1 protein-coding gene is annotated in these 25,886 nt (G+C 69.5%); it reads right to left on the reverse strand.

Features of this window, described 5'->3' with window-relative positions:
- Positions 1 to 14: 14 nt before the first annotated feature.
- On the reverse strand, positions 15 to 25,865 hold the full coding sequence (locus tag O3I_RS22840) for a non-ribosomal peptide synthase/polyketide synthase (RefSeq protein ID WP_014985350.1): 25,851 nt from the start codon (positions 25,863 to 25,865) through the stop codon (positions 15 to 17).
- Positions 25,866 to 25,886 lie beyond the last annotated feature (21 nt).

Here is a 25,886-nt window from a genome sequence, read left to right on the forward strand (position 1 = left end):
GCAGTTACGTCGCGTCACGCCTCCTTCGCCCGGAGCAGATCGTTCAGGATCGGGCCGATCGCACCGGCGGCTCGCGGGTTCATCATGCCCGTGTGCCATTCGTCGATCGGGATCTCCTGAACGGTCCCGGTGATGTGCCCGCGCCAGGTTTCCGCGATCTGGTCGCGATACGACTCGCGGGCGGCGACGAAAAGCACGGCGTCGCCGTCGTAATACCCGGGCGCATGCGGCACCGGAGCCATGAAGCTCTCCGTCACCCGCTGCACCTGTTGGGTGGTCAGAATGCCTTCGCTGCTGAGTCGCTCCGCGAGTAGCGGGAACAGTTCTTCGGGATCATCGATCTGCTGCTCGTCGGTCATGCCGAGGAAATCCCGCCAGCCGCGCAGGAATTCGGTCAGCGCCCGGCGGCCCTGCACGTCGTCGGGCTCGGACGCGGGCGGCAGCTCGAGGTTCTCCGCGATACCGGTATCGACGAGCACGAGCAGGCCGACCGAGTGACCCAACGCTTGGAGCCGCGCCGCCATGGCGTGCGCGATCTTGCCACCCAACGACCAGCCGAGCAGATGGAACGTGATGTCCGGGAACGACTTCAAGAGCTCGTCGACGTAACGCTCGGCGTACGCCTCCACCGATTCCAGACGCGCACCGTCCTCGACGATATAGGGATCCTGCAAGCCGTACACGGGGCGGTCCGGATCCAGGTGCCCCGCGAGTGCGCCGTACACCCACGCGAGACCACCGCCCGGATGGACGCAGAACAACGGGGTGGCACGGCCCGCCGACCGCAGCGGCGTCAGCACGCCGAGCGATACGCCCAACTCCGACTGCGGTTGCGCCAGATACCGCGCGAGCGAGGCAGGTGTCGAGTCGGCGAAGATCAGCCGGTACGGAACGGCGATCCCGGTGCGCGAACGCAGACGGGCCACCAACCGCATGGCGACCACCGAAGTGCCGCCCAGGGTGAAGAAGTCGTCGTCGGCGCCCACCCGCGCCGCGCCGAGCACCTCGGCGAACACCGCGACGACGATCTCCTCGAGCGGCGTCGAAGGGGCTCGATACGGTGCGACCACCCACTCCGGTGCGGGCAGTGCCCGCCGGTCCACCTTCCCATTCGCGTTGAGCGGCAGCGCATCCAGCACGGTGACGGTGTCGGGGATCAGGTACGACGGCAACCGTTGCGCGGCCGCCTGCCGGATCATCGCCGCGTCGACGTCGCGCCGATTCGCGACGACGACATAGGCCGCCAAGCGCGCATCGCCGCCACCGCCGGCGTGGACGGTGACCACCGCATGCCGTACCTCGGCCAATCCGGCCAGTGCCGCTTCGATTTCGCCGAGTTCGAGGCGCTGCCCGCGAATCTTGACCTGCCCGTCGGCGCGTCCCACGAACAGCAATACCGCGTCGTTCGCACCGACGGCCTGCCACCGCACCAGATCTCCGGTGCGGTACATCGATGACCCTGCCGCCCCGAAGGGGTCGGCCACGAACGACGTCGCGGACAACCCTGCCCGGTTCAGATATCCACGTGCCACACCGGGCCCGGCCGCGTACAACTCACCGACCGCGCCCGGCGGCACCGGCCGCAGCGACGAATCCAGCACCGTCAACCGCACGCCCGGGATCGGGCCGCCCAGCGATACCTGATCACCGATCGCCAGCTGCGCGCCCGCGATCCAGATGGTGGCCTCGGTCGGCCCGTACAGGTTGAACACCTCGCGGACACCGGCGGCGTCCGTACCCGACCACCGCCGCACCAACTCCGGCGGACAGGCTTCGGCACCGGTCAGCAGCACCCGCAGGTCGTCGAGCCCGGCCGGATCGACCGAGAGACCGACCGCGGGCGACAGGAAGGCATGCGTGACGCGCTCGGCCCGCATCAACTGCGCCAGTGGTTCTCCCGCAAAGGCATCGGCCGAGGCAACCACCAAGGCGGCACCGGCCGGCACGGCCAGCAGCACCTCCAGCATCGCCGCATCAAAAGTGCGTGCGGCAACAGCCAATACGCGGGAGCTGTGGCCGACCCGGAACCTCGAACACTGGACCGCCGCGACGGCCGCCAGGCCCGCGTGGGTGACGGCCACGCCCTTCGGTGTGCCGGTAGAGCCCGAGGTGTAGACAACGTACGCCGTACTGGCCGGCCGTACCGGCGCGCCCCGGTCGAGATCGCCGACCGGCGCAGCACTGCACCGGGACAGGTCGAGTCGGTCCAGGTCGATCATCCGCGTGCCGACACTGCTCCACGCGACCACATCCACAGCGGAACCGGTTGCTTGCGCGATGTTTTCGCCACTGCCCAGGACTATCGCGGCGGCACAATCGGCGAGAATGACACGATTGCGTGCGGCTGGATGCGCAGGATCGATCGATACGAACGCGGCACCGGTTTTGGCGACCGCCCATACCGCGCGCAACCACGCCGCCGAACGCGGAACCGCGAGCGCGACCACGGTTTCCGGGCCCGCTCCGGCATCGATCAGGACCCGCGCACATCGGTTCGACCAGTCGTCCAGCTCGCGGTAGGTCCACTCGGCCCCGGCGTCGATGACCGCGACCCGATCCGCGTGCTCGACGGCGGCGCGACCGAGGATCTCGGCCAAGGTGACCGGCTCGGGTCCGGGTCCACCAGCACCCCACGCCGACAGCAACTTTCGCTCGCCCGCGTCCAGCACCTCGAGTTCCCGCAACCGCACCGCGGGATCGGCGACCACCGCGTCGATGATTCGCCGGAAGCGCTGCCCCATCGCGGCGATCGTCCGCTGATCGAAAAGGTCTCGGGCGTAACTCATCCCGATCAGCAGACCACCGTCCGCGTCCGGGGTATCGGACACGGTGACGGTGAGGTCGAAGCGTTCGACCTCGACGCCGAGATCCATCGGCGTGCATCGCAGCCCGGGCAGTTGCGCGCCGGTCAGCTCGAGGTCGAGGTGCTGGGACGCCAGCATCACCTGGAACAGCGGGTGATGCGACTGGTCCCGTGGTGGATCGACCGCCTCCACCACACGCTCGAAGGGGATGTCGGCGTGCGCGAACGCCGCCAGATCGACGCGGCGGCACTGATCCAGCAGATCGCCGAACGAGGCACTCGGTTCGACCCGAGTGCGCAGCACCAGCGTGTTGACGAACATGCCGACCAAGCCGTCCAATGCGGCGGCGCCCCGCCCCGCGATGGGCGTACCGATCGCGATGTCACCGCTGCCCGACAGCCGCGACAGCAATGCCGCCAGGGCCGCGTGCACCACCATGAACGTCGTCGAGTGCCGCGCACGCGCGACCCGGTGCAGACCGGCCATCGTCTCCGCGTCCACCGCAAACGAATACGTGCCACCGCGCTGCGAGGCCACGGCGGGCCGGGGCCGATCGGCAGGCAGCTCCAGCCGATCCGGCAAACCCGCCAACTGCCCGATCCAATACGCGAGCTGGCGGGCCGCGACGCTCGCCGGGTCGGACTCCGCGCCCAGCATTTCCCGCTGCCACAGCGTGTAATCCGCGTACTGCACGGGCAGCGGGTCCGCCCACGCCGGTGCCCGGCCCGCCCGGCGCTCCGTATACGCCACCGACAGATCCTGCGCCAGCGGCGCCAGGGACCAACCGTCCGCCGCGATGTGATGCAGCACGAGCACGAGTACGTGCTCACCGGAACCGCTGTCCAGCAACGTAACCCGCAACGGGAACGCACTCGACAGCTCGAATCCGCGTCGCACCAGCGGCACTACGGCGTTCTCCAGTTCGGCCGGGTGGACGGTCCGCACCTCGACCGTCGGTGCGGCCTCGGCCACGGGCACGATCCGCTGGTACGGACTTCCGTCCCGGTCCGGGAAGACCGTGCGCAAGGTTTCGTGGCGGGCCACGAGATCACCGATGGCAGTGATCAGTGCCGGGACATCCAGCGCGCCGGTCAAGCGCAGCACGAGCGGAATGTTGTAGGCCGGTGAGTCCGGTTCGAGCCGGTTGATGAACCACATCCGCCATTGCGCGAACGACAACGGCAGATAATCGGGCCGTTCGCGCACCAGCAACCGGGACCGTGCCGGATCCGCACCGCCGGTCGTGCGCGCACCGAGTATCCGAGCCAAACCGGTCACGGTCGGCGTATCGAACACATCTCGCACGCTCACCTCGGTGCCTGCCACCGCACTCACCCGCGCCGCCACCCTGGTCGCCGACAACGAATGCCCGCCCAGCGCGAAGAAGTCGTCGTCGGCACCGACCCGGTCGATGCCCAGCACTTCGGCGTAGACCGCGACCACCAGTTCCTCGAACGGCGTCGAGGCGGCTCGATACGGCGCGACCGACCGGTCCGGGGCGGGCAGCGCGCGCCGATCCAGCTTGCCGGTCGAGGTCAGCGGCAGCTCATCCAGCACCGCGACGGAGTCGGGCACCATGTAGGACGGCAACCGCTGCGCGACCGACCGCCGGACCGAGTCGGGGTCGGGCAGATGCCCGGGTGCCGCGGTGACATAGGCGGCCAACCGCATCGCGCCACCCGGCGCATCTACGGCGGTGTGCGTGACGACCACCGCGTGCCGCACCTCGGCCAATCCGGCCAGCACACTTTCGATTTCGCCGAGTTCGAGCCGCTGTGCCCGAATCTTGACCTGACGATCGGAGCGGCCGGCGAACATCAACGCCCGCTGTGCGCCCGACTGCACCCACCGCACCAGGTCGCCCGTGCGGTACATCCGAGATCCGGGCGGCCCGAAGGGGTCTGCGACGAACGACCCCGCCGTCAATCCCCGCCGCTCGAGGTATCCGCGCGCCACACCTGGACCGGCCGTGTACAACTCCCCCACGACACCCGGCGGCACCGGACGCAGGTAGCCGTCCAACACCATGACCCGGGCACCGGTGATCGGCCCGCCCAACGACACCGGTTCGCCCGCACGCAATTCGGCCGCGGTGACCCAGATCGTGGCCTCGCTCGGGCCGTACAGGTTGTGCAGCGCACGAACACCGGCGGCGTCGGTACCGGACCACTGCCGCACCAGTGCGGGCGGACACGCTTCGCCGGCGACCATCAGGACCCGTAAACCGTTGAGCCGCTCGGCATCCAGCGTGGCCGCCACCGCCGGTGTCAGGCACGCATGCGTAACTCCTTCGGCAGCGATCAATTCCGTGAGCGGGTCACCCGCGAAGACGTCATCGGCGGCGACGACCAGAGTAGCGCCGGCCGAGACCACCGCCACCAGTTCGAAGACCGCCGCGTCGAAAGTGCGTGCGGCAACGGCCAGCACCCGCGACTCCGCGCCGAGATCGAACCGCAGGCGCTGTGCCGTCGCGACGGCGGCCAGACCGGCGTGGGTGACGGCGACGCCCTTCGGTGTACCGGTCGTCCCCGAGGTGTACACGACATAGGCGTTGTTGCCGGGCCGCACCGCAGCGCGCCGGTCATGGTCGGTCAACGGCGCGTCGCGGTACCCTCCGAGAGCGAGCCGCTCCGGATCGAGCACCGGGATACCGGCACAACGCAATTCCGCGATAGCCGATCCGGCCGCGTCATCGGCGGATTCTCCGTCGACGAGCACGACCGTCGCGGCGACATCGTCGAGGACGAACCGGTTGCGCTCCCCCAGCTGCGCCGGATCGATCGACACGAAGGCGGCACCCGTTTTCGCGACCGCCCACACCGCCCGCACCCAGGCCGCTGAGCGCGGGAGAGCGATCGCCACCACCGTTTCCGGCCCGGCGCCCTGGTCGATCAGCGCCCGCGCGCACCGATTCGACCAATGATCCAGTTCCCGGTAGGTCAGGCGATCACGCGCGTCCACGACCGCGAGGTGATCGGGGAACTCGGCAGCCACCGCCGAGAGCAGCTCCACCAGCGTGCGCGCAACAGGTCCGGGCCCACCATCGCCCCACTCCCGCAACGACTCCCGTTCCCGCGCGGCCAGCACGGCCACTTCACGCAGCGCGTGCGCGGGATCGGCGACGACCGCACGCAGAATCGACTCCAGCCGCCGCGCCATGTCCGCGACCGTCGACCGGTCGAACAGATCCGTCGCATAAGAGATGGTGATCGGGACCGCACCGTTCGCGTCCGGAATGTCGGCGACGGTGATGGACAGATCGAACCGTTCGACGCCGGCCTCGAGGTGCACGGGAGTGACCGCGACACCCGGCAACTGGGCCGACGCCGGATCGAGGTCGAGATTCTGGAACGCCAGCATCACTTGGAACAGTGGATGATGGGCCTGGGACCGGGGCAGGTCGATGGCCTCCACCACACGTTCGAACGGGATGTCCGCATGCGCGAACGCCTCGAGATCCACCCGCCGCACATGATCGAGCAGATCCGCGAACGATCCGGCCTCGTCGATCCGCGTCCGCAGCACCAGTGTGTTGACGAACATGCCGACCACTTCGTCCAGGGCCGCCGCACCCCGCCCCGCGATCGGTGTACCGATCGCGATGTCGTCGGCACCGGACAATCGCGACAGCAATAGCGCCAGCGCCGAATGGAACACCATGAACACGGTCGTCTCATGGGCCTGCGCCAATTCGCCGATCCGGGCGAACAGTTCGGCGTCCAGCGCGAACGCATAGCTGCCACCGGTTTGCGAGGCGACCATCGGCCGCGGCCGATCGGCAGGCAGGTCCAACCGGTCCGGCGTATCCGCCAAATGCGTTGTCCAATAAACGAGCTGGCGCGCCAGCACAGACTCGGGGTCGGTCTCCGAGCCCAGCATCTCACGCTGCCAGAGGGTGTAGTCCGCGTACTGGACCGGCAACGGACCCCACTCGGGTGCCCGCCCGGCTCGCCGCGCCGCATAGGCGGTGGACAGGTCGCGGGCCAGGGGCGCGATCGACCACCCGTCGGCGGCGATGTGATGGATCGCCATCGCCAGCACGTACTCGCCAGAACCGCTGTCCAGCACCGTGACCCGCAACGGCAGCTCCTGTGCCAGGTCGAACCCCTGACGCAGGGACGCACCGATCGCAGTGGCGAGGCGGGTCGAATCCACCGGCCGCACCTCGACGGGCACTGCCGCCTGTTCGGCGGACAGCACCTGCTGGAACGGCGTCCCTTCGTCGTCCGGGTACACCGTGCGCAGGCTCTCGTGCCGCTCTACCACGTCGCCGAGCGCCGCCACCAAGGCCGCCGTGTCCAGATCACCGGTCAGCCGCAGGACCAGCGGGATGGTGTATCCCGCTGCCGCGCCCTGGAATCGGTTGATGAACCACATCCGCAGTTGCGCGAACGACAGCGGCACCCGGTCGGGTCGTTCCCGGACAACGAGTTCCGGCTGCGCCGAACCACGGGCCGCGGCATCCAGCACCCGCGCCAGGCGCGCGGGCGTCGGCGCCTCGAACACCTCGCGCACACCGATCCGGACATCGGCCGTCGCCGACAGGCGCGACGCGACGCGCATCGCCGACAGCGAATGCCCGCCGAGTGCGAAGAAGTCGTCGTCCGCACCCACTCGGTCCACGCCGAGCAGCTCGGCGAACACCTCCGCCACCAGTTGCTCGGTGCGGCTCGCCGGCGCGCGGTACACCCGGGTGGCCTGCTCCGGCTCCGGCAAGGCCGCGCGATCCAATTTTCCGCTCACCGTGAGCGGCAGCTCGGTCAGCACCACGCACGCGTCGGGCACCATGTGAGCGGGCAACCGCTGTCCCGCGGCGGCCAGTACCCGGTCCGGGGCGAGCTCCTCGCCGACGAGATAGCCGATGAGCCGGTCGGATTCGGCGCGATGCACCACGACGGCTCGGCGCACACCCGCCTGTGCCGCGAGCACGGCCTCGATCTCGCCCAGCTCGATGCGCTGCCCACGCACCTTGACCTGGAAATCGTTGCGTCCGAGGAACTCCAGGTCACCCTGCGCGGTCCAGCACACCAGGTCGCCGGTCCGGTACAGGCGAGATCCGGTGCGGTCGAACGGATTCGCGACGAAGGACGCGGCCGTCAGCGACGGCCGGTTCAGATAGCCCCTCGCCTGCTGGACGCCGCCGAGGTACAGCTCACCACGCACACCGACCGGCACCGGCCGCAACAACGCGTCCAGCACGACCGCCTCGACACCGCGGATCGGCCGGCCGAGCGTCACCGGCGCATCGGGGGTCATCGGCTCGCTGATCGTGGTGACGATGACCGTCTCGGTCGGGCCGTACGCGATGTACAGCTGCCGGTCCGGCGACCAGCTCGAGACCAGTTCCTCCGGCACCCGTTCACCACCGGTGATCAGCACCCGCAGCGACCCCAACCCGGCAGGCGACATCGTCGCCAGCACGCTCGTTGTCACGAAGGCATGCGAAACCCGTTGTCGGCTGATAATTTCCGCGAGGTGCGGGCCGCCGAAGACGTCCGGCGGCGAGACCACCAACGCGGCCCCGTTCGGATGCGCCATCAGCAGTTCCATCATGACCGCGTCGAAACCCGGCGCAGAGACCGCCAATACCCGCGCCGTCGGGTCCACGCGGTACCGCGCGCGCTGCTCTGCGGTGAAGTTCGCCAAGCCCTCGTGGGTGACCACAACACCTTTCGGCGTGCCCGTCGACCCCGAGGTGTAGATCACGTAGGCGGCATGGCCGGACCGGAGCGGGCGGACCCGGTCCGTGTCGGTCACGGCGGTCGCGGAGAATTCGGCCAGGCGCGCAGGCAGATCCGGCGCGTCGAGGAGCAACCGATCGAGTGCCTCGGGCACCGTGCCCACCGTGCCGGCGACCGACAGTGCCAGGCGCACATCGGCGTCGGCGGTCATGCCCGCCACCCGGTCCGCGGGATGCCGCGGATCGATCGGCACGAAGGCCGCACCGGCCTTGGTCACGGCCCACAGTCCGACGAGGAATTCGATCCCACGCGGCATCGCCAGCGCGATCGCGTCGCCCGGCCCGAGACCGCGTCCGATCAGCAACCGTGCCAACTGGTTCGAACGGCGGTCCAGCGCGCCGAAGCTCAGGGTCGTCGCGTCCGATACCACCGCCGGTGCCGCGGGATCGATCGCGGCGCCCGCACCGAGCAGCTCCGCCAACACCCGCGCGGGCTCCGCCGGACGACGACGCACCGGTACCAGCCGAGCCCGCTCGGCCGGGGTCAACAGGTCGATCGACGCCGCTGACACCGAGGTATCGGCCGTGATCGCAGCCAGCACCCGGGCGAGCCGGTCGGCACAGGCATGCACCTGCTCTTCCTCGAAAACCCCTGGCCGGTACTGCAATTGCGCCCGGTACGGCTGTCCCTTGACCACCACCAGCGCGAGCGGATAGTGCGCGGCGTCGTTCGACCGCAGCTCCTCGACGCGCATGCCGTCGAGCGCCGCGGCCTGTGCCGCGAGCGCGGCCTCGTCGACGGGATAGGACTCGAACACCAGAACCGTGTCGAACAGCGCCGAGACACCCAGCGCGGCATGGATATCGGTCAGGCCGACCTGATGGTGCCCCAGGAGTTCCGACTGCTCCGCCTGGACCCGGTGCAACAGCGCGGCAAAGGGTTCGCCCGGGTTGTAGCGGACCCGCACGGGGATGGTGTTGATGAACAAGCCGACCGCGGATTCGATACCGGCCAGCTCCGCGGGCCGCCCGGACACCGTCGTGCCGAACACGACATCGGCTCGACCGGCCAGGCCGCCCAGCACAATCGCCCACGCCACCTGGAACACGGTGTTCACCGTGACCCCGGCCGACGATGCCGCGGCCAGCAGCTGTTCGGTGGCCTGCGCGTCGAATTCCACTGGGACAGAGCCCATTCGCGTCGCCGTCTGCTGCGCGGCGGTGCGCGGGGCGAGCAACGTCGCCTCGGCGCCGTCGAGCGCTTCGCGCCAGACCTGAAGCGAGGCTTGCCGATCCTGGCGGCCCAGCCAGTCGAGGTAGGCGCGATACGCGCCCGCCGGTTCCGCGCGCACGGCCGCGCTCGGCTCCGCGTACACCGCCAGCAGGGTGCGCAGCAGCGTCGGCATCGACCAACCGTCGAACAGCACGTGATGGTACGAGAGCAACAGCGTGTACCGATCCTCGGCGCGCGCGACCAGGGTGCAGCGCAGCAGCGGTGCGTGCCCCACATCGAACGGCTCGGCCTTGTCCCTGTCGAGCACCTCCGCCAGGGCGGACTCGGCCGCAACGCCTGTCATCGCGCGCAGGTCGATCTCGCGCCACGGCACCGGCATGGCGTCGAGGACGAGTTGCACGCCCGCACCCGCGGCGTCGGTGCCGAAGGCCACCCGGAGGTTCGGATACTGCCGCAACAGGAACTCGGCCGCGTGCCGCAGTCGTACCGCGTCGACGCGTCCGGACAGGGTGATCGCGAGCTGGACCGCGTATACGTCGACGGCCGACTCGGCCAGCTGAGCATGGAACAGCAGGCCGGTCTGCAACGGCGACAACGGCCAAACATCGACCAGGCTCGGGTACCGAGCCTCCCAGGCCGCGATATCTGATTGGGTCACCCGCACCAGCGGGAAATCCGACGGCGTGTGCCCACCGGCGTGCGGCCGGTCCAGCCGGGAGACAATGGCATGCAGCGCCTCGACCCACAAGTGGGCCAGCGCATCTACTTCCGCCGCGTCGAGCACAGCCTCGCGGTAACCGAAGGTGGCCGACAATCGGCCCTCGGTCACGACCGCCGTGATGTCGACGGTCGCTGTCGACATGGCGTGCAGGTCCGCGTCGGCGAGCGGAGCGCCGAGTTCGTCGGTGACGGCGAAGCCGGAAGCTTTTGTCCCGCTGGCGGATCTGTTCGGCGACAGCTGGCCGAGGTAGTTGAAGGCGATCTGCGCAGGAAGCCCGGCGGGCAGAGCCCGGGCGGTCTCCGGATTGAGATAGCGCAGCAGTCCGTAGCCGATGCCGTGGTCCGGGATCGCGCGCAACTGCTCTTTGGTGTTCTTGACCGCCGTCTCGATCGCGGGTCCGCCGGCGAAGGCCGCATCGAGATCTATTCCCGCCAGATCGATCCGGACCGGATAGACGGTCGTGAACCAGCCGACCGTCGCGGTCAGGTCCGCACCCGCGACCGCCTGCTCTTCGCGGCCGTGTCCCTCCAACCGCAGCAGGGTCGACGGCTCGGACACTCCCCGGGCTGATCGCCAGCGTGTCACGGCCAGTGCCAGTGCCGCGACGAGCGCGTCCTGCACGTCGCCGTGGCAGGCGGCGGGCACCCGGGTCAGCAACGCCTCGGTGATATCGGACGAGACCCGCACGCGCCGAACGCACACCGCGCCTGCGGGTTCGACCGCACCGGATCCGAGCAGCGGGTCCGGACCTTCGACGATCCGTTGCCACAGCGGCAGTTCCGCCACCCGCTGCGGTGAGCGGGCCGCCTCGGCCGAACCATGGGCCCAACGCCGCATCGACGTGCCCACCGGTGGCATCGACACCGTGGTACCGGCACGGTACTGCTGCCACGCCGACATCAGGTCCGGCAGCAGGATGCGCCATGAAACACCGTCGACCACCAGGTGATGGGCGACGAAGATCAGCTGTCCGGGTGCCGTCGCATCGGCGTCGGTAACCCAAATCACCTGCAGAACAACACCATCAGCCGGCTCCAACCGCGTGAGCGCGGACCGCACCGCTGCCCGCACGAGCTGATCGCGGCGCTGCGCGTCGCCGTCCGGGATGACGAGCGGATGCACCAGCGCCGCCACGTCCACCGACGAAGTCGGCCGGGTCTCGAGCCGCCAGTCCCGGCCGTCGTGCCACAGCCGGGCTCGCAACATGTCGTGCCGGTCGAGCACCGCCGCCATGATCGCCACCAGCCCGGCGCGGTCCAGTCCGGCCGGCGCGGTGAGGACCACGGTCTGGTTGAACCGCCGGAAATCGCCGTGCTCCACCATCCACCGGACGATCGGAGTCAGCGGCAGTTCACCGACGCCACCGCCGGGCAACTCGGCGAGCGTCGCGGCGGGCTCGACGGACGCGGCCACCCGGGCCAGCGCGGCAACCGTCCGGGCCTCGAAAACCTGCTTGGGGGTGAAGACCACCCCGCGGTCCTTCGCCCGCGCCACGAGTTGGATCGAGACGATGCTGTCGCCGCCCAGGGCGAAGAAGTCGTCGTCGGCGCCCACCCGCTGTACGCCGAGGACCTCAGCGAATACCGCGGCCACGATTTCTTCGGCAGGGGTCGCGGGAGCCCGGTAAGTCGTGGTGGCCCAACGCGGTTGCGGCAATGCGCGCCGATCGACCTTCCCGCTCGTGGTCAGCGGCAATTCGGCCAGCACGGTGACGACGTCGGGGACCATGTACGACGGGAGTTCGTGCGCCGCGGCCGCGCGCAGGGCGGTCGGATCGGGCAGATGCCCCGCCGCGAGGGTGACGTAAGCGGCCAGCCGCGCGGTTCCACCGTGCTCGAACTGGGTGACCACGGCACGTTCGACTTCGTCGAATCCGGCCAGCACGGTTTCGATTTCACCCAGTTCCAGGCGCTGGCCGCGGAGCTTGATCTGATTATCGGCGCGACCGACGACGACCAATACCCCGTCTTCGGCGCCATTCGGCAACCACCGCACCAGATCTCCGGTGCGGTACATCCGCGATCCGGTCGGGCCGAAGGGATCCGCCACGAACGCCGCGGACGTCGCGCCGACCCGGTCGAGATATCCGCGGGCGACGCCGGGCCCGGCGACGTACAGCTCACCGACCACGCCCGGCGGCACCGGGTTCAGCCAGGCATCGAGAACCGCCACCCGGAACCCTGGAATCGGACCGCCCACCGAAACCTGGTCACCGGCACGCAATTCCACACCGGCCACCCACACCGTGGCCTCGCTGGGTCCATACAGGTTGTGCACGCTGCGGATGCCCGCCGCATCGGTGCGCGACCAGCGCTCCACCAGCGCGGGTGGGCAGGCTTCGGCCCCGGTCAGCAGGACTCGAAGATCATCCAGCCCGGCCGTCTCGATCGAGAGCGCGACCATCGGCGACAGGAAGCAGTGGGTGATGCGTTGCGCGCGCAGCAATGCCGCCAACGGTGGCCCGGCGACGACGTGGTCGGGTGCGATGACCAACGCGGCGCCGACCGGTATCGCGAGCAGCAGTTCGAAGATCGCCGCGTCGAAAGTGCGCGCGGCGACCGCCAATACCCGGGAGTCCGGCGTCATCCGATGGTCTCGATGGGTAGCCGCCACGATCGCGGACAACCCGGAATGGGTGACCGCGACGCCTTTCGGGGTGCCCGTCGAACCCGAGGTGTAGACGATGTACGCGGTGTTGTCCGCCCGCACCGCGGCGGGCCTGTCCCCGTCGCGGATCGGGGTGGCAGGTCGTGCGGACAGGTCCAACCGATCGAGGTCGAGCACGACGGTATCGGGCGTTCCCCACTCCCCGGTTGTGTCACCACTCGTGAGCACCACCGCCGCCGCACAGTCGGCCAGGATGCCGCGGTTACGCTCCCGCGGCTGCGCGGGATCGAGCGAGACGAACGCGGCGCCCGTCCGCACCACCGCCCACACCGCCCGCATCCAGTCCGCCGAGCGTGGAATGGCGATAGCCACCACGGTTTCCGGCCCGGCACCGTGATCGATCAGCGCCCGCGCGCACCGGTTCGACCACTCGTCGAGATCCCGGTACGTCCATTCCCGTTCCGCGTCCACGACCGCGAGTCGCGCCGGGAATTCCGCCGCGGCGCGCGCGAGCACGCCGGGCAACGTGTCCGATGCGGCGCAGGTACCACCATCAGCCCACTGGCGCAACAGCATTCGCTCGTCAGCCGCGAGCAGGTCCAGGCCGCGCAAAGCGGCCGTCGGATCGGCCGACACCGCACGCAGGGTGCGCTGGAAGCGTCGCGCAAAAGCGGCGACGGTCGAGTGATCGAACAGGTCCAGCGCGTAGCCGATGGTGATCGGCACACCGCCCTCGACGTCACCGGTTGCGCCGGAAGGGAAGTCGGCGACCGTGATGGTGAGATCGAACCGTTCGACCCCGATATCGAGACTCCGCAGGGGCTCGACGTCGAGCCCGGGCAACTGCGCCAGCGACGGGTCCAGATCGAGGTTCTGGAAGGCCAGCATCACCTGGAACAACGGGTGGTGCGCCTGGCTGCGGGGTGGGTCGAGGGCCTCGACGACGCGCTCGAACGGGATGTCGGCGTGCGCGAACGCTTCCAGGTCCACCTGACGGCACTGGTCGAGCAGGTCGGTGAACGAACCCGCCTGATCGACTCGGGTGCGAAGGACGAGTGTGTTGACGAACATGCCGACCAATCCGTCCAACGCGGACGCACCACGGCCCGCGATCGGTGTCCCCACCGCCACGTCGGCGCTGCCCGACAACCGTGCCAGCAGCACCGCCAGCGCGGCGTGCACCACCATGAACACCGTCACCTGATGGGTTCGCGCGACCGCCGTCAATCCGGCTACCGTCGCGGCGTCCAGGGTGCACGAACAGCTACCGCCACGTTGCGAGGCCACCACCGGCCGCGGCCGATCGGCGGGCAACTCCAACCGCTCGGGCAGCTCGGCCAAATGCGCGGTCCAGTATTCGAGTTGGCGTGCGGCCACGCTGTTCTGGTCGGACTCCGCACCGAGCGACGCCCGTTGCCACAGCGTGTAGTCGGCGTACTGCACCGGCAATGGCGGATATTCGGGTGTCCGCCCGGCGCACCGTGCGGTGTACGCCAGCGACAGATCGCGCACGAGCGGCGCGATCGACCACCCGTCGGCGATGATGTGATGCAGCACCACGACCAGCATGTGATCGTCGGACGCGGTGCGCAGCAGCGTGATTCGCCACGGCGGTCGCGCGGATACGTCGAATCCCCGGCGCACGATGCTCGCGACGCGCTCCGCGAGGCCGAGCGGATCGACTGTCTCCGTGGGTACTCCCGCGGCACCTGCGAACGGCAGAATCTGCTGGCGCGGTATGCCCTGTTCGTCGGGGAACACCGTGCGCAGGCTCTCGTGCCGGGCCACCACGTCACCGACCGCGGCCGACAGTGCCGCCGCATCCAGCTGCCCGCGCAGCCGCAACACCATCGCGACGTTGTACGCGGGCGAATCCGGTTCGAATCGGTTGATGAACCACATCCGAGACTGCGCGAACGACAACGGTATTCGGGCGGGCCGCTCCTGCGGCATCAACACCGGGCCGGGCTGCGCCGTGACCTCGGCGGAGCGGGCCGCCAAAACTGCTGCGAGCCGGGCAGCGGTCGGTGCGTCGAACACGTCGCGCACCTCGACCGGCAGGCCCGTCGCCGCCGCCACGCGGGCCGCGACCCGCGTGGCCGAGAGCGAATGCCCGCCGAGCGCGAAGAAGTCGTCGTCGGCACCGACCCGGTCGGCGCCGAGCACTTCCGCGAAGACCGCGACGACGATCTCCTCGATCGGCGTCGAAGGGGCGCGATAGGCCGAGGTGGCCAGTTGCGGCGCGGGCAACGCCCGGCGGTCCACCTTGCCGTTGGGCGTCAGTGGGAACTCGTCCAGCACCACGATGGCCGCCGGCAACATGAACTCCGGCAGGCGATCCGCGCTGAATTCCCGGATCTCGGCCACCAGGTCGGTGATCCCCGGATCGTTGGCATAGGTACTCGACGCGGCCAACGGCCCTGCGCTCGAATAGATCTCGTCGAGCACCGTGGTTTCGTCGGCACCGTGCACCAGCACCGCGTCCATCCGGCCGGCCACCGGCGCCCACGTGACGGCCGCCGTGAAGCCCAATTCCGCGGCGAGCGTGCGGATCTCGTGCGGCAGCACGCCGGTGACGGCGCTGCCCAGGTCCAACTCGGCGACCCGCGCGCGCTCGTCCGCACCGTCGAGGACGCGCGTGGCCGCGACATCCACCGCGGTACCGGCCTGCGGTATGCCGACGAGTCGCACACTCGTCGGACGCTCGGCCACCAGATGCGCGCGCAACGCCGCCAGGTCACCGAATTCGGACCAGGCGCGCTGCGGCACCTCGGCGACCGACCGCACCTGTGCCGGGGATTTGCGCAGGATCACGTCGTAGCGATATCGCGTCAGCTCGTTGTCGACCGGCGCGTACTTCAGTTCGATATCCACCGCGGCCACCGCGGGGATCCGGTCCCGCAATGCGAGGAAGAACTCAGGGGCCACCAGCAATTCCTGTTCGGACAGCAGTGCGCGCCGCGCCCGCTCGCGCACGGCCGCCACCGTGTCCGCGGCATCGCTAAGGGCCAACTGTGTGCCGGTCGCGAACTGCCGCAGCAGCGTCAGATTGCGGATATCGCCGAGGAACAGCGCGCCACCGGGCACCAGCAACCCCATGGCCTTCTCGATCACGTCGATCAGGTACGCGGCGTTCGGGAAATACTGCGCTACCGAGTTCACCACCACCACGTCGAATCGGTCCACCGGCAGGTCCGCGACGTCGTCGGCGGACTGCACCCGCAAGCGCACCCGATCCGCCCAGTCGACGGCCGATTCGGCCAATCGCGCGCGGAGATTGCCGATGGTCGCCGCCGAGAAATCGGTGCACCAGTATTCCTCGCACTGTGCCGCCAACCGCGACATCAGCAAACCCGACCCGACGCCGATTTCCAGCACGCGCACCGGTCGCACACCGAGAATTCGGGCCACGACCGCGTCCCGCCATTCCCGCATCTGCGCCACGGGAATCGGCTGCCCGGTGTAGCTGCTGTTCCAGCCGCCGAAATCCGCGTCCAACGCCATCGGCTCGGCCGCCGCGTGCTCGGTGTCGAGGTAACTTTCCTTGCCTGCGTACAGGTTGTCGTAGACCTGTCGCCAATGGTCGATCAGCTCGGTGGCCCGGTCGTCGTTGTCGGAAACCGCTGTTTCACGGTCGAGCACGACGTAGGCGACCAATTGTTTGTCGACGGTGTCTTCGGTGGGGGCGGCGGCGATATCGCGCGCGACGACCACCGCGCGCGAGACCGCCGGGTGCGCCACCAATGCCGCCTCGACCTCGCCGGGTTCGATCCGGTATCCGCGCACCTTGACCTGGTCGTCGGCGCGGCCCGCGAATTCGAGCACCCCGCGGCGGGTCCACCGCACCACATCGCCGGTGCGGTACATCCGCTCGGCGGCGCCGAACGGGCACGCCACGAACCGCTGCGCGGTCAGCCCGAGCCGTCCCGCGTACCCACGCGCCAATTGTGTGCCAGCGACGTACAATTCGCCCGCCACGCCGACCGGGACCGGGCGCAGTCGCGAATCGAGAATGAACACCCGCACATTCGGCACCGGAGCACCGATCGGTACCCGCTCATCGGCGCTCCAGCGGTGCGCGGCAAGGATCTCATGGGTCGACACACACACGGTGTTCTCGGTCGGCCCGTACGCGTTGGCAATGTCGATGCCCGGCCAGCGCACCCGAAATTGCGCTACCGCAGCCGAACTCAGCGCATCGCCGCCCGTCACGACCTGACGCACCGGACCGGCGTCGAGTTCGGTCCCCGCGGTCGCGAGCAACTCGAACAAGGCCGTCGTCACGAACATCGTCGTGACACGAAGGCGGCCGACCGTGCGCATGAGCGCGGTGAGATCGAGGCGGTCGGGCGGCGCGATGACGATCGTCGACCCGGCCAGCAATGCGGGCCACAACTCGTACGCCGACGCGTCGAACGCCATCGACGAGTGCAACAGCACCCGCTCGCCCGGACCGCCGGGCCAGCCGTACCGCGCCATGTTCACGACGGCCCGATGCTCGACCACCACGCCCTTCGGCCTGCCCGTCGAACCCGACGTATAGATCACATACGCACCGTCACCGGCCGACAACGCGGGCAGCGCGGCCGTGGTGCCGGTCGCTGCGCCCAGATCGTCCACGCACAACGACGCGCGCCCACGCAACGGCAGCGCGGCCGCCCCGGCCACGGTCGTCAGCACGAGCACCGGATCGGCATTGTCGAAGATGAACTCGAGCCGGTCGCTCGGATACTCGGCATCGATAGGCAGATACGCGCCACCGGCCACCACGACGGCCAGTACCGCGGTCACCAGATCCACCGACCGCGGCAGGGCCACGGCCACCACCGAACCACGCCGAACGCCCCGGGCGACCAGCACCCGCGCCAAACCGTCCACCCGCAGCGCCAATTCGCGATACGTGAGGTCGCCGTCCCCGTGTGCGACAGCGACCGCCTCCGGCCCGGCCGCGACGTGTCGAGCGAACAGGTTCGGCAGCGACATCGCCTCGGGCAACGGCGCCGCGGTGTCGTTCCAGACCCGTAGCACCTGCTCGCGTTCCTCGGGCGTGAGGATATCCAGCTGTCCCAGGCGCATTCCCGGGTCGGCGGTGACGGTGTGCAACAACCGCAGGAAGCGCGCGGCGAGGTCGGCGACGGTGGTGCGATCGAACAGATCGGTGGCGTACTCGATCCGGCCCGCCAGCGACGGAACAGCCGCGCTGTCCACGGGATTCATCCGTTCGACCACGTCGACGTGCAGGTCGAACTTCGCGGTCCCGGTGATCGCCGGCACGATCTCGACGGCCAGCTCGGGCAGTCGCAGCTCGGGCAAGAGATTGTTCTGCAACGCGAAAGACACCTGGAACAGCGAGTGATACGCCGGCGAACGCGTCGGTTGCAGCAACTCGACCAGCCGCTCGAAGGGCGCGTCCTGATTCTCGTAGGCGGTCAGGGCCTTTCGGCGGACCTGGTCGAGTACCTGCTCGAAGGCAGGGTCGCCGGACAGATCCACCCGCAGCACCCAGGTGTTGACGAAGAAGCCGATCAGATCGTGCGTCGCCTCGTGCGTACGCCCGGCCACCGGGCCGCCGATGCAGATGTCCTCGCCCGCCCCGACCTGTGACAGCAGCACCGCGAGGGTCGTCTGCAGCAGCATCGACACCGTCACCTGGCGGTCGTGGGCGAACCGGTACAGCCGCTCGCACAGGGCGGCATCGAAGGCGAATTCGAGTACGTCGCCGCGGTTGGTGGCGACGGGTGGACGCGGGCGGTCGGCCGGCAGCGTGATCGGCTGCGGACCATCCGCCAGTTCGCGCTCCCAATAATGGAATTGCGTCGCCAGCACGCTGTCCGGATCCGACTCGGCGCCCAAGGCCGCACGCTGCCACAGCGTGAAGTCCGCGTACTGCACCGGCAGCGGCGTCCACTCCGGTGCCCGCCCCTGCCTGCGAGCGGTGTACGCGGCCGTCAAGTCCCGCACGAACGGTGCGATCGACCAACCGTCCGCGGCGATATGGTGCAGCACCAGCACCAAGACGTGGTCGTCGAAACCGTTGCGCAACAGCGATACTCGCATCGGTGTCGCGGTCGAGACGTCGAAGCCGCGCCGTACGAGACGCGTCACGGCCCGGTCGAGGCCGCCCGGCTCGACCGTACTCGTCTCGAGCTGCACCGTCGCGCGGTCGGCCGGCAGCACCTGCTGGAACGGCACCCCGTCCGCATCCGGGAAGACCGTACGCAGGCTCTCGTGCCGGGCCACCACGTCCGCCAGCGCCGCAGCCAGCGCCTCCTGATCCAACGTCCCGTGCAGCCGCAGGACCATCGGGATGTTGTAAGCCGGTGAGTCCGGTTCGAACCGGTTGATGAACCACAGCCGGGACTGGGCGTAGGACAACGGTATTCGCTCCGGCCGCGGCCGAGCTTCCAGTGCCGGTCGCGCCGGGCCGGTGCCGGCGCAGCGTGCGGCGAGCGCCTGTGCCAGGCGAGCGGGGGCGGGAGCCTCGAAGACGTCCCGGACACCCACCTCGATCCCCAGTACCGTGGTCAGGCGCGCGGCCACCCGCATCGCCGACAGCGAATGCCCGCCCAGCGCGAAGAAATCGTCATCGACCCCGATCCGCTCCAGGCCGAGCACCTCGGCGAAGGCGGCGACGATGTGCGCCTCGGCCGGCGTCGACGCCGCGCGGTGTGCTGCGGCGCCGAAAACCGGCGCGGGCAACGCGCGTCGATCCACCTTCCCGTTGGGTGTCAACGGCATTCGGTCCAGCACGACGATCGCGGAGGGGACCAGGTACTCCGGCAGCCGACCCGCGACAAAGCGCCGCACCTCCTCGGGGCCGACGGTCTCGGGCCGCGCTCCGGCGGTTCGATCGAGCACGACGTACCCGATGAGCCGCTTGTCCAGGCTCGCCGAATCAGCACTCGCCGTGCCGATCTCGCGCGCGATCACCACCGACTGCGCGACCGCGGGGTGTGCGGTCAGCACGTTCTCGACCTCGCCGGGTTCGATGCGGTATCCGCGGACTTTCACCTGATCGTCGGCGCGGGTGACGAATTCCAGCACGCCCGCACGCGTCCACCGCACCACGTCACCGGTCCGGTACATGCGCGCACCGGACCCGAACGGACAGGCGGCGAACCGCTCTGCGGTCAAGCCCGCCCGGTTCCGGTAGCCGCGCGCCAATTGCACTCCGGCCACATACAATTCGCCCGCGACACCTACCGGCACCGGCCGCAGCCGCGAATCCAGTACGAACACGCGCATATTCCCGACGGGTTCGCCGATCGGGACGCTGCCCCCACCGGCCCACTCCGGCGAATCGGCGATCTCGTAGGTCGAGACGCACACGGTGTTCTCGGTCGGCCCATAGGCATTGACGACGTCGATGCCGGGCCAGCGGTCCCGGAACCGGGCGACCGCGATGGGCCGCAGCGCGTCGCCTGCCGTGACCACTCGGCCCACCCGTCCGAGTTCGGTTTCCGGCCCCGCGCTCGCCAGCAGCTCGAACAGCGGCGTCGTCACGTACAGCGAGGTCACGTCATGGCGAGTCACGGTCCGGCTCAGTTCCGCGATATCCGAACGGCCGGGTGGGGCGATGACGAGCACCGACCCCGCCAGCAGCGCGGGCCACAGCTCGTAGGCCGATGCGTCGAACGCCATCGACGAGTGCAACAAGACCCGGCTACCCGGACCACCGGGCCACCCGTACACCGCCATGTTCACCACACCCCGGTGTTCGACCACCACACCCTTCGGCCGACCCGTGGAACCCGAGGTGTAGATCACGTACGCGCCGTCGTCCGGCGACAGATCCGGCAATGCGCGCGGCGCTGCGGCTGCCACGTCGTCCACACACAGGACCGGCCGCTCCCCCAGCGGCAGACCTGCCGCGACGGCGTCCGTGGTGAGCACGAGCACCGGATCGGCGTCACCGAAGATGAACTCCAGCCGTTCACTCGGATACTCGGGATCGATCGGCAGATACGCACCACCGGCGCACACCACGGCCAACACCGACGTCACCAGTTCCATCGAGCGTGGCACCGCGACCGCCACCACCGAACCCCGGCGCACGCCCCGGCCGGCCAGCACGTGCGCCAAACCGTCGACCCGCGTGGCCAATTCCGCATAGGTCAGTTCGGCGTCGCCGCAGCGCAGTGCGACCGCCGCCGGTGCCGCCGCGACGCGTGCCCGGAACGCCGCCACGATGGTGGATTCCGTCGCCACGGAGCCCGCGCGCGAGTTCCACTGCGTCAGAAGCTGCTCGCGTTCGGCAGCGGCCAGCAGGTCGATATCGGCGATCGACGTCGTCGGATCCGCGCTCACCGCCCGCAGGACGCGGGTGAAGCGCTCGGCGATACCGGTCACCGTGCGGCGGTCGAAAAGGTCGGTGGCGTATTCGATCCGGCCGGCCAGCACCGCGGGAACGCCGGCGGTCCCGGGCAGCTCGATCAGATCGACATGCAGATCGTTCTTGGCACTGCCGGTGCCGACGGCCACGAATTCGGCGGCCACGTCCGGCAGTTCGAGTGCGGGCAGGGCGTCGTTCTGCACCTCGAGCGATACCTGGAACAGCGGGTGATACGCCGTCGACCGCACGGGGTTGAGCAGTTCCACCAGCCGCTCGAACGGCGCATCCTGATTCTCGTAGGCGGACAGAGCTTTACGGCGCACCTGGTCGAGCACCTGCTCGAAACAAGGATCTCCGGACAGATCCACCCGCAACACCCAGGTATTGACGAAGAACCCGACCAGGTCCCGCAGTGCGGCATCGGTACGCCCGGCGACCGGGCTGCCGATCGAGACGTCCGCACCCGCGCCGAGCCGCGAGAGCAACACCGCCAGCGCCGCCTGCAGCACCATCGACGCGCTGACCCGATGTTCCCGCGCAAGCCGGTACAGCGCCTCGCGCAAGGGTGCCTCGACAACGAATTCGACTACGTCACCGCGATTGCTCAGCACGGGTGGGCGCGGCCGGTCGGCCGGCAGCGACAGCGGTTGCGGCGCTCCCGCCAATTCCGCTTCCCAATAACGACATTGGGCCGTCAGCACATTTTCGGCCGTCGATTCCGCGCGCAGCAGCTCGTGCTGCCACAGCGCGTAATCCGGGTATTGCACCGGCAGCGGGGCCCACTCCGGTACGCGCCCCGTCCGCAGTGCCGCGTATGCCGTGGACAGGTCCCGGACCAGCGGGGTCATCGACATGCCGTCCGCGGCGATGTGATGCAGCACCAGCACCATGACGTGCTCGGACGGGCCGCATTGCAGCACGGTCGCCCGCAACGGCAGCTCCGCGCGCAGGTCGAACCCGCGGCGGACTCGCTCCGCCACCGCGTCGCGCCACCGTGCCGGATCTACGGCGGCCATCTCGAGTTCCGGTACCGCCGCCGCGCTCGACAGCACGTCCTGATACGGCACCCCGTCGAGGTCGGGGTAGCGCGTCCGCAACGCTTCGTGGCGCGCGACTACCGCACCGAGCGCCGCGGTCAACGCCGCCGTGTCCAGCGATCCGATCAGACGGAAGACCAGGGGGACGTTGTAGGTCGGCGACTGGGGTTCGAATCGGTTGATGAACCACATGCGTGACTGCGCGAACGACAACGGAATTCGCTCGGGCCGCGCCTGGACGGCAAGCTTCGGCCGCACCGGCCCCGCGCCGGTCTGGCGCTCGCTGAGCAATCGAGCGACGCCGACCGCGGTGGGCGCGTCGAATATGTCGCGCACACCGATCGCCCGGCCGGTCATCTCGGCCAGCTGCGCAGCCACCCGCGTCGCCGAGATCGAATGCCCACCGAGGGCGAAGAAGTCGTCGTCGGCGCCGACCCGGTCCACGCCGAGCGCCTCGGCGAAGGCCACGGCGGCGATCTCTTCGAGGGGCGACGCCGGCGCACGGTAGGACGTGCTCGATCGGCGCGGCGCGGGCAACGCGCGACGGTCCACCTTTCCGCTCGAGGTCATCGGCAATTCGCCGAGCACCGTGAGGGTTTCGGGGATCATGTACGCGGGCAGCCGTCGCGCCAGCGCCTGCCGGACCGTGTCAGGGTCGACGGCACGTCCCGGTGCAGCGGTGAGATAGGCTGCCACACTCGTGGTTTCGGTCCCCTCGGTATGTCCGCCGAAGGTGGTGACAACAGCCTGCCGCACCTCGTCCAAACCGGTCAGCGCGGCTTCGATCTCCCCGAGTTCGAGGCGCTGGCCCCGAATCTTGATCTGAGTATCGGCACGGCCGACGAAAGTCAGTGTGGCAGCGTCTTCCGCACGCCGCTCCCAGCGCACCAGGTCGCCGGTGCGGTACATCCGCGCGCCCGCCGGGCCGTGCGGATCGGCGACAAAGGCCGCTGCGGTCAGGCCGACCCGGCCGAGGTACCCGCGAGCCACGGCGGGACCGGAGACATACAACTCCCCTGCCACACCGAACGGCGTGGGCCGCAGCCAGTTGTCCAGCACCGCCACCTGGATCCCGGGTATCGGCGAACCCAGGGACACCTCGTCACCCTGACGCAAAGCCGCGCTGGTGACCCAGATCGTGGTCTCACTCGGCCCGTACAGGTTGTACAGCGTTCGCCTGCCGGCGGCATCGCTCGCCGACCACTGCCGCACCAGCGCGGGTGGGCAGGGCTCGCCTGCGACCATGAGCACGCGCAAGCCGTCGAGCCGCCGCGCCTCGAGCGTGGCGGCGACAGCCGGAGTCAAACAAGCATGGGTCACATCATCGGCACGCATCAACTCCGTCAAGGCCGCACCGGCGAAAGCGTCGGCCGGCGCGACGACCAGCGCCGCCCCCACCGACACCGCCGCCAGCAGCTCGAACACCGCCGCGTCGAAAGTGCGTGCCGCGACGGCCAATACCCGCGATTCGGAGTCGAGCCGATACTGTGCGCCGAGTGTGTCCGAAACCCCGGCCAACCCGGCGTGGGTGACGGCAACGCCTTTCGGCGTGCCCGTCGAGCCCGAGGTGTACACGATGTAGGCGGTGTTCTCGAGCCGCACCGGCGCGCGCCGGTCGGCCGCGGCGATCGGGGCCGCATCGAACTCCTGCGGTTCGAGCCGGTCGATATCGATAACCCGGGTCCCGGGACCGCCCAGTCCCGCTGCCCCCGTGTCTGTTTCACTACTGATCAGCAAGATCGCGGCGGCGCAATCGGCCAGAATGAACCGGTTCCGCTCGAGCGGATGAGCAGGATCGAGCGCCACGAACGCGGCACCGGACTTGGCGACCGCCCACACCGCCCGCACCCACGCCGCCGAGCGGGTGACCGCCACCGCCACCGTGGTCTCCGGGCCGGCGCCGCCGTCGAGCAACGCCCGGGCACATCGATTCGACCACTCGTCCAGCTCGCGATACGTCCAGGTGCGCGCGACGTCGCGGACGGCGGTCCGCGACGGATGCGCGGCCGCAGCCCGAGAAAGCAGATGGGGCAATGTGATCTGCTCCGGGCCCGCGCCGCCGGCCGACGATTCCCGCACCGATTCGAGTTCCGCGGAGTCGAGCAATCCCACCGAACGCACGGCGATCCCGGGATCGGCGATCACGCTCGCCAAGAATCGGTCGAGGAAGCTCAGAAAACGCCGGTGATGAGTGGCGACTTGCTCGCAGGTGTACACGCCGGGGTTGGCGAAGAAGTCGACCCGGGTGCTTTCGCCGCCGACCGCCGGGTAGACGTTCACCGAGAGGTCGGAGATCAAACCCGGGCTCAATACCTGCAACCGGCCGGTGATCTCGCCCAGAACGATCTTCGTGTCCAGGATCATCAGGTCGACCATCGGACCGGCCGCCTGCGGAAGATGCCGGGCGGCAACCGATTCCGAGTCCTGCAGCATGTCCTCGTGCCGATACCGTTGCGCGCGCAGGACATCCATCAGGGTGCGCTGTGTCTCCGCGAGCAGTGACCCCATGGTCAGGCCGGGAGTCACGGTGATCCGGAAGGGCACGACGTTCGCGGTCATCCCGCCGGACCGGCTCATGGATGCCGTGACCCGCGCGGACACCGGCAAACTCAGCACCACATCGTCGGCGCCGGTCATACGCGCCAGATACAGCCCGAACGCGGCGAGGACCAGCACGGCCGGGCCGACCGAGCGCGTCTCGACCGCGGCGCGCAGCGCATCGTCGGTACCGGTGGACAGCACGGCGCTCACCGCGATCGGGTGCGCCTCGGCGAGTGCCACCCGATCGCCGAGGGTGACCGGCTCGGGCAACTCGGCCACATACTTCGACCAGAACACTCGATCGTCGTCGAAGCGCTGGGATGCGCGGTACTGCTCGTCCGCCGCGACGATTTCGCCCAGCCGCCGAATCGTTTGTGCCCCAGGCTCGGTGCCCTCGACCGCGGCGGTGTAGAGCCGCGCGCTGCGCGTGAGGATGTTCAGCGCGGCGATGCCGTCCAGCACGATGTGGTGCGCGCGCAGGTACCACAACCACCGCCGCTCGGCGACCCGCACCAGCGCCCCGAGCACCACCGGTCCGTGGCCGAGATCGATGGGCGTGCGATAGTCGCTGTGCATCCAATCCAGTGCCGCGGCAACGGGATCCGTGGCCGAGGCGTAGTCCAGATACCGGACCGCGCTGTTGGCGACCTCGTCCACCACCTGCCTCGGCTCGCCGTCCACCTCGATCAACCGCATGCGGCTGACCTCGAACTCGTCGAGCGCCCGCTGGAACGACGCGATCAGCTGCACGGCGTCGAGTTCGCCCGCGAGTTCCACGTACAGCGCGTTCGACAGCGGCGTGGCGCCGGCCAGCTGCTGCAACAACCGGATGGCGCGCTGGGCCGCGGTCAGCGGATACGTGCTCAGCTGACGGGCATGGGCATGCAGGGGTGATTCGTGGTCGAGCATCCCGCCTCCTGAAGATCCGAA

The organism is Nocardia brasiliensis ATCC 700358, assembly GCF_000250675.2.
Lineage (GTDB): Bacteria > Actinomycetota > Actinomycetes > Mycobacteriales > Mycobacteriaceae > Nocardia > Nocardia brasiliensis_B.

Coding starts and splice junctions, on each gene's coding strand:
- O3I_RS22840 (WP_014985350.1), bottom strand. CDS start 25,865: ATGCTCGACCACGAATCACCCCTGCATGCCCATGCCCGTCAGCTGAGC.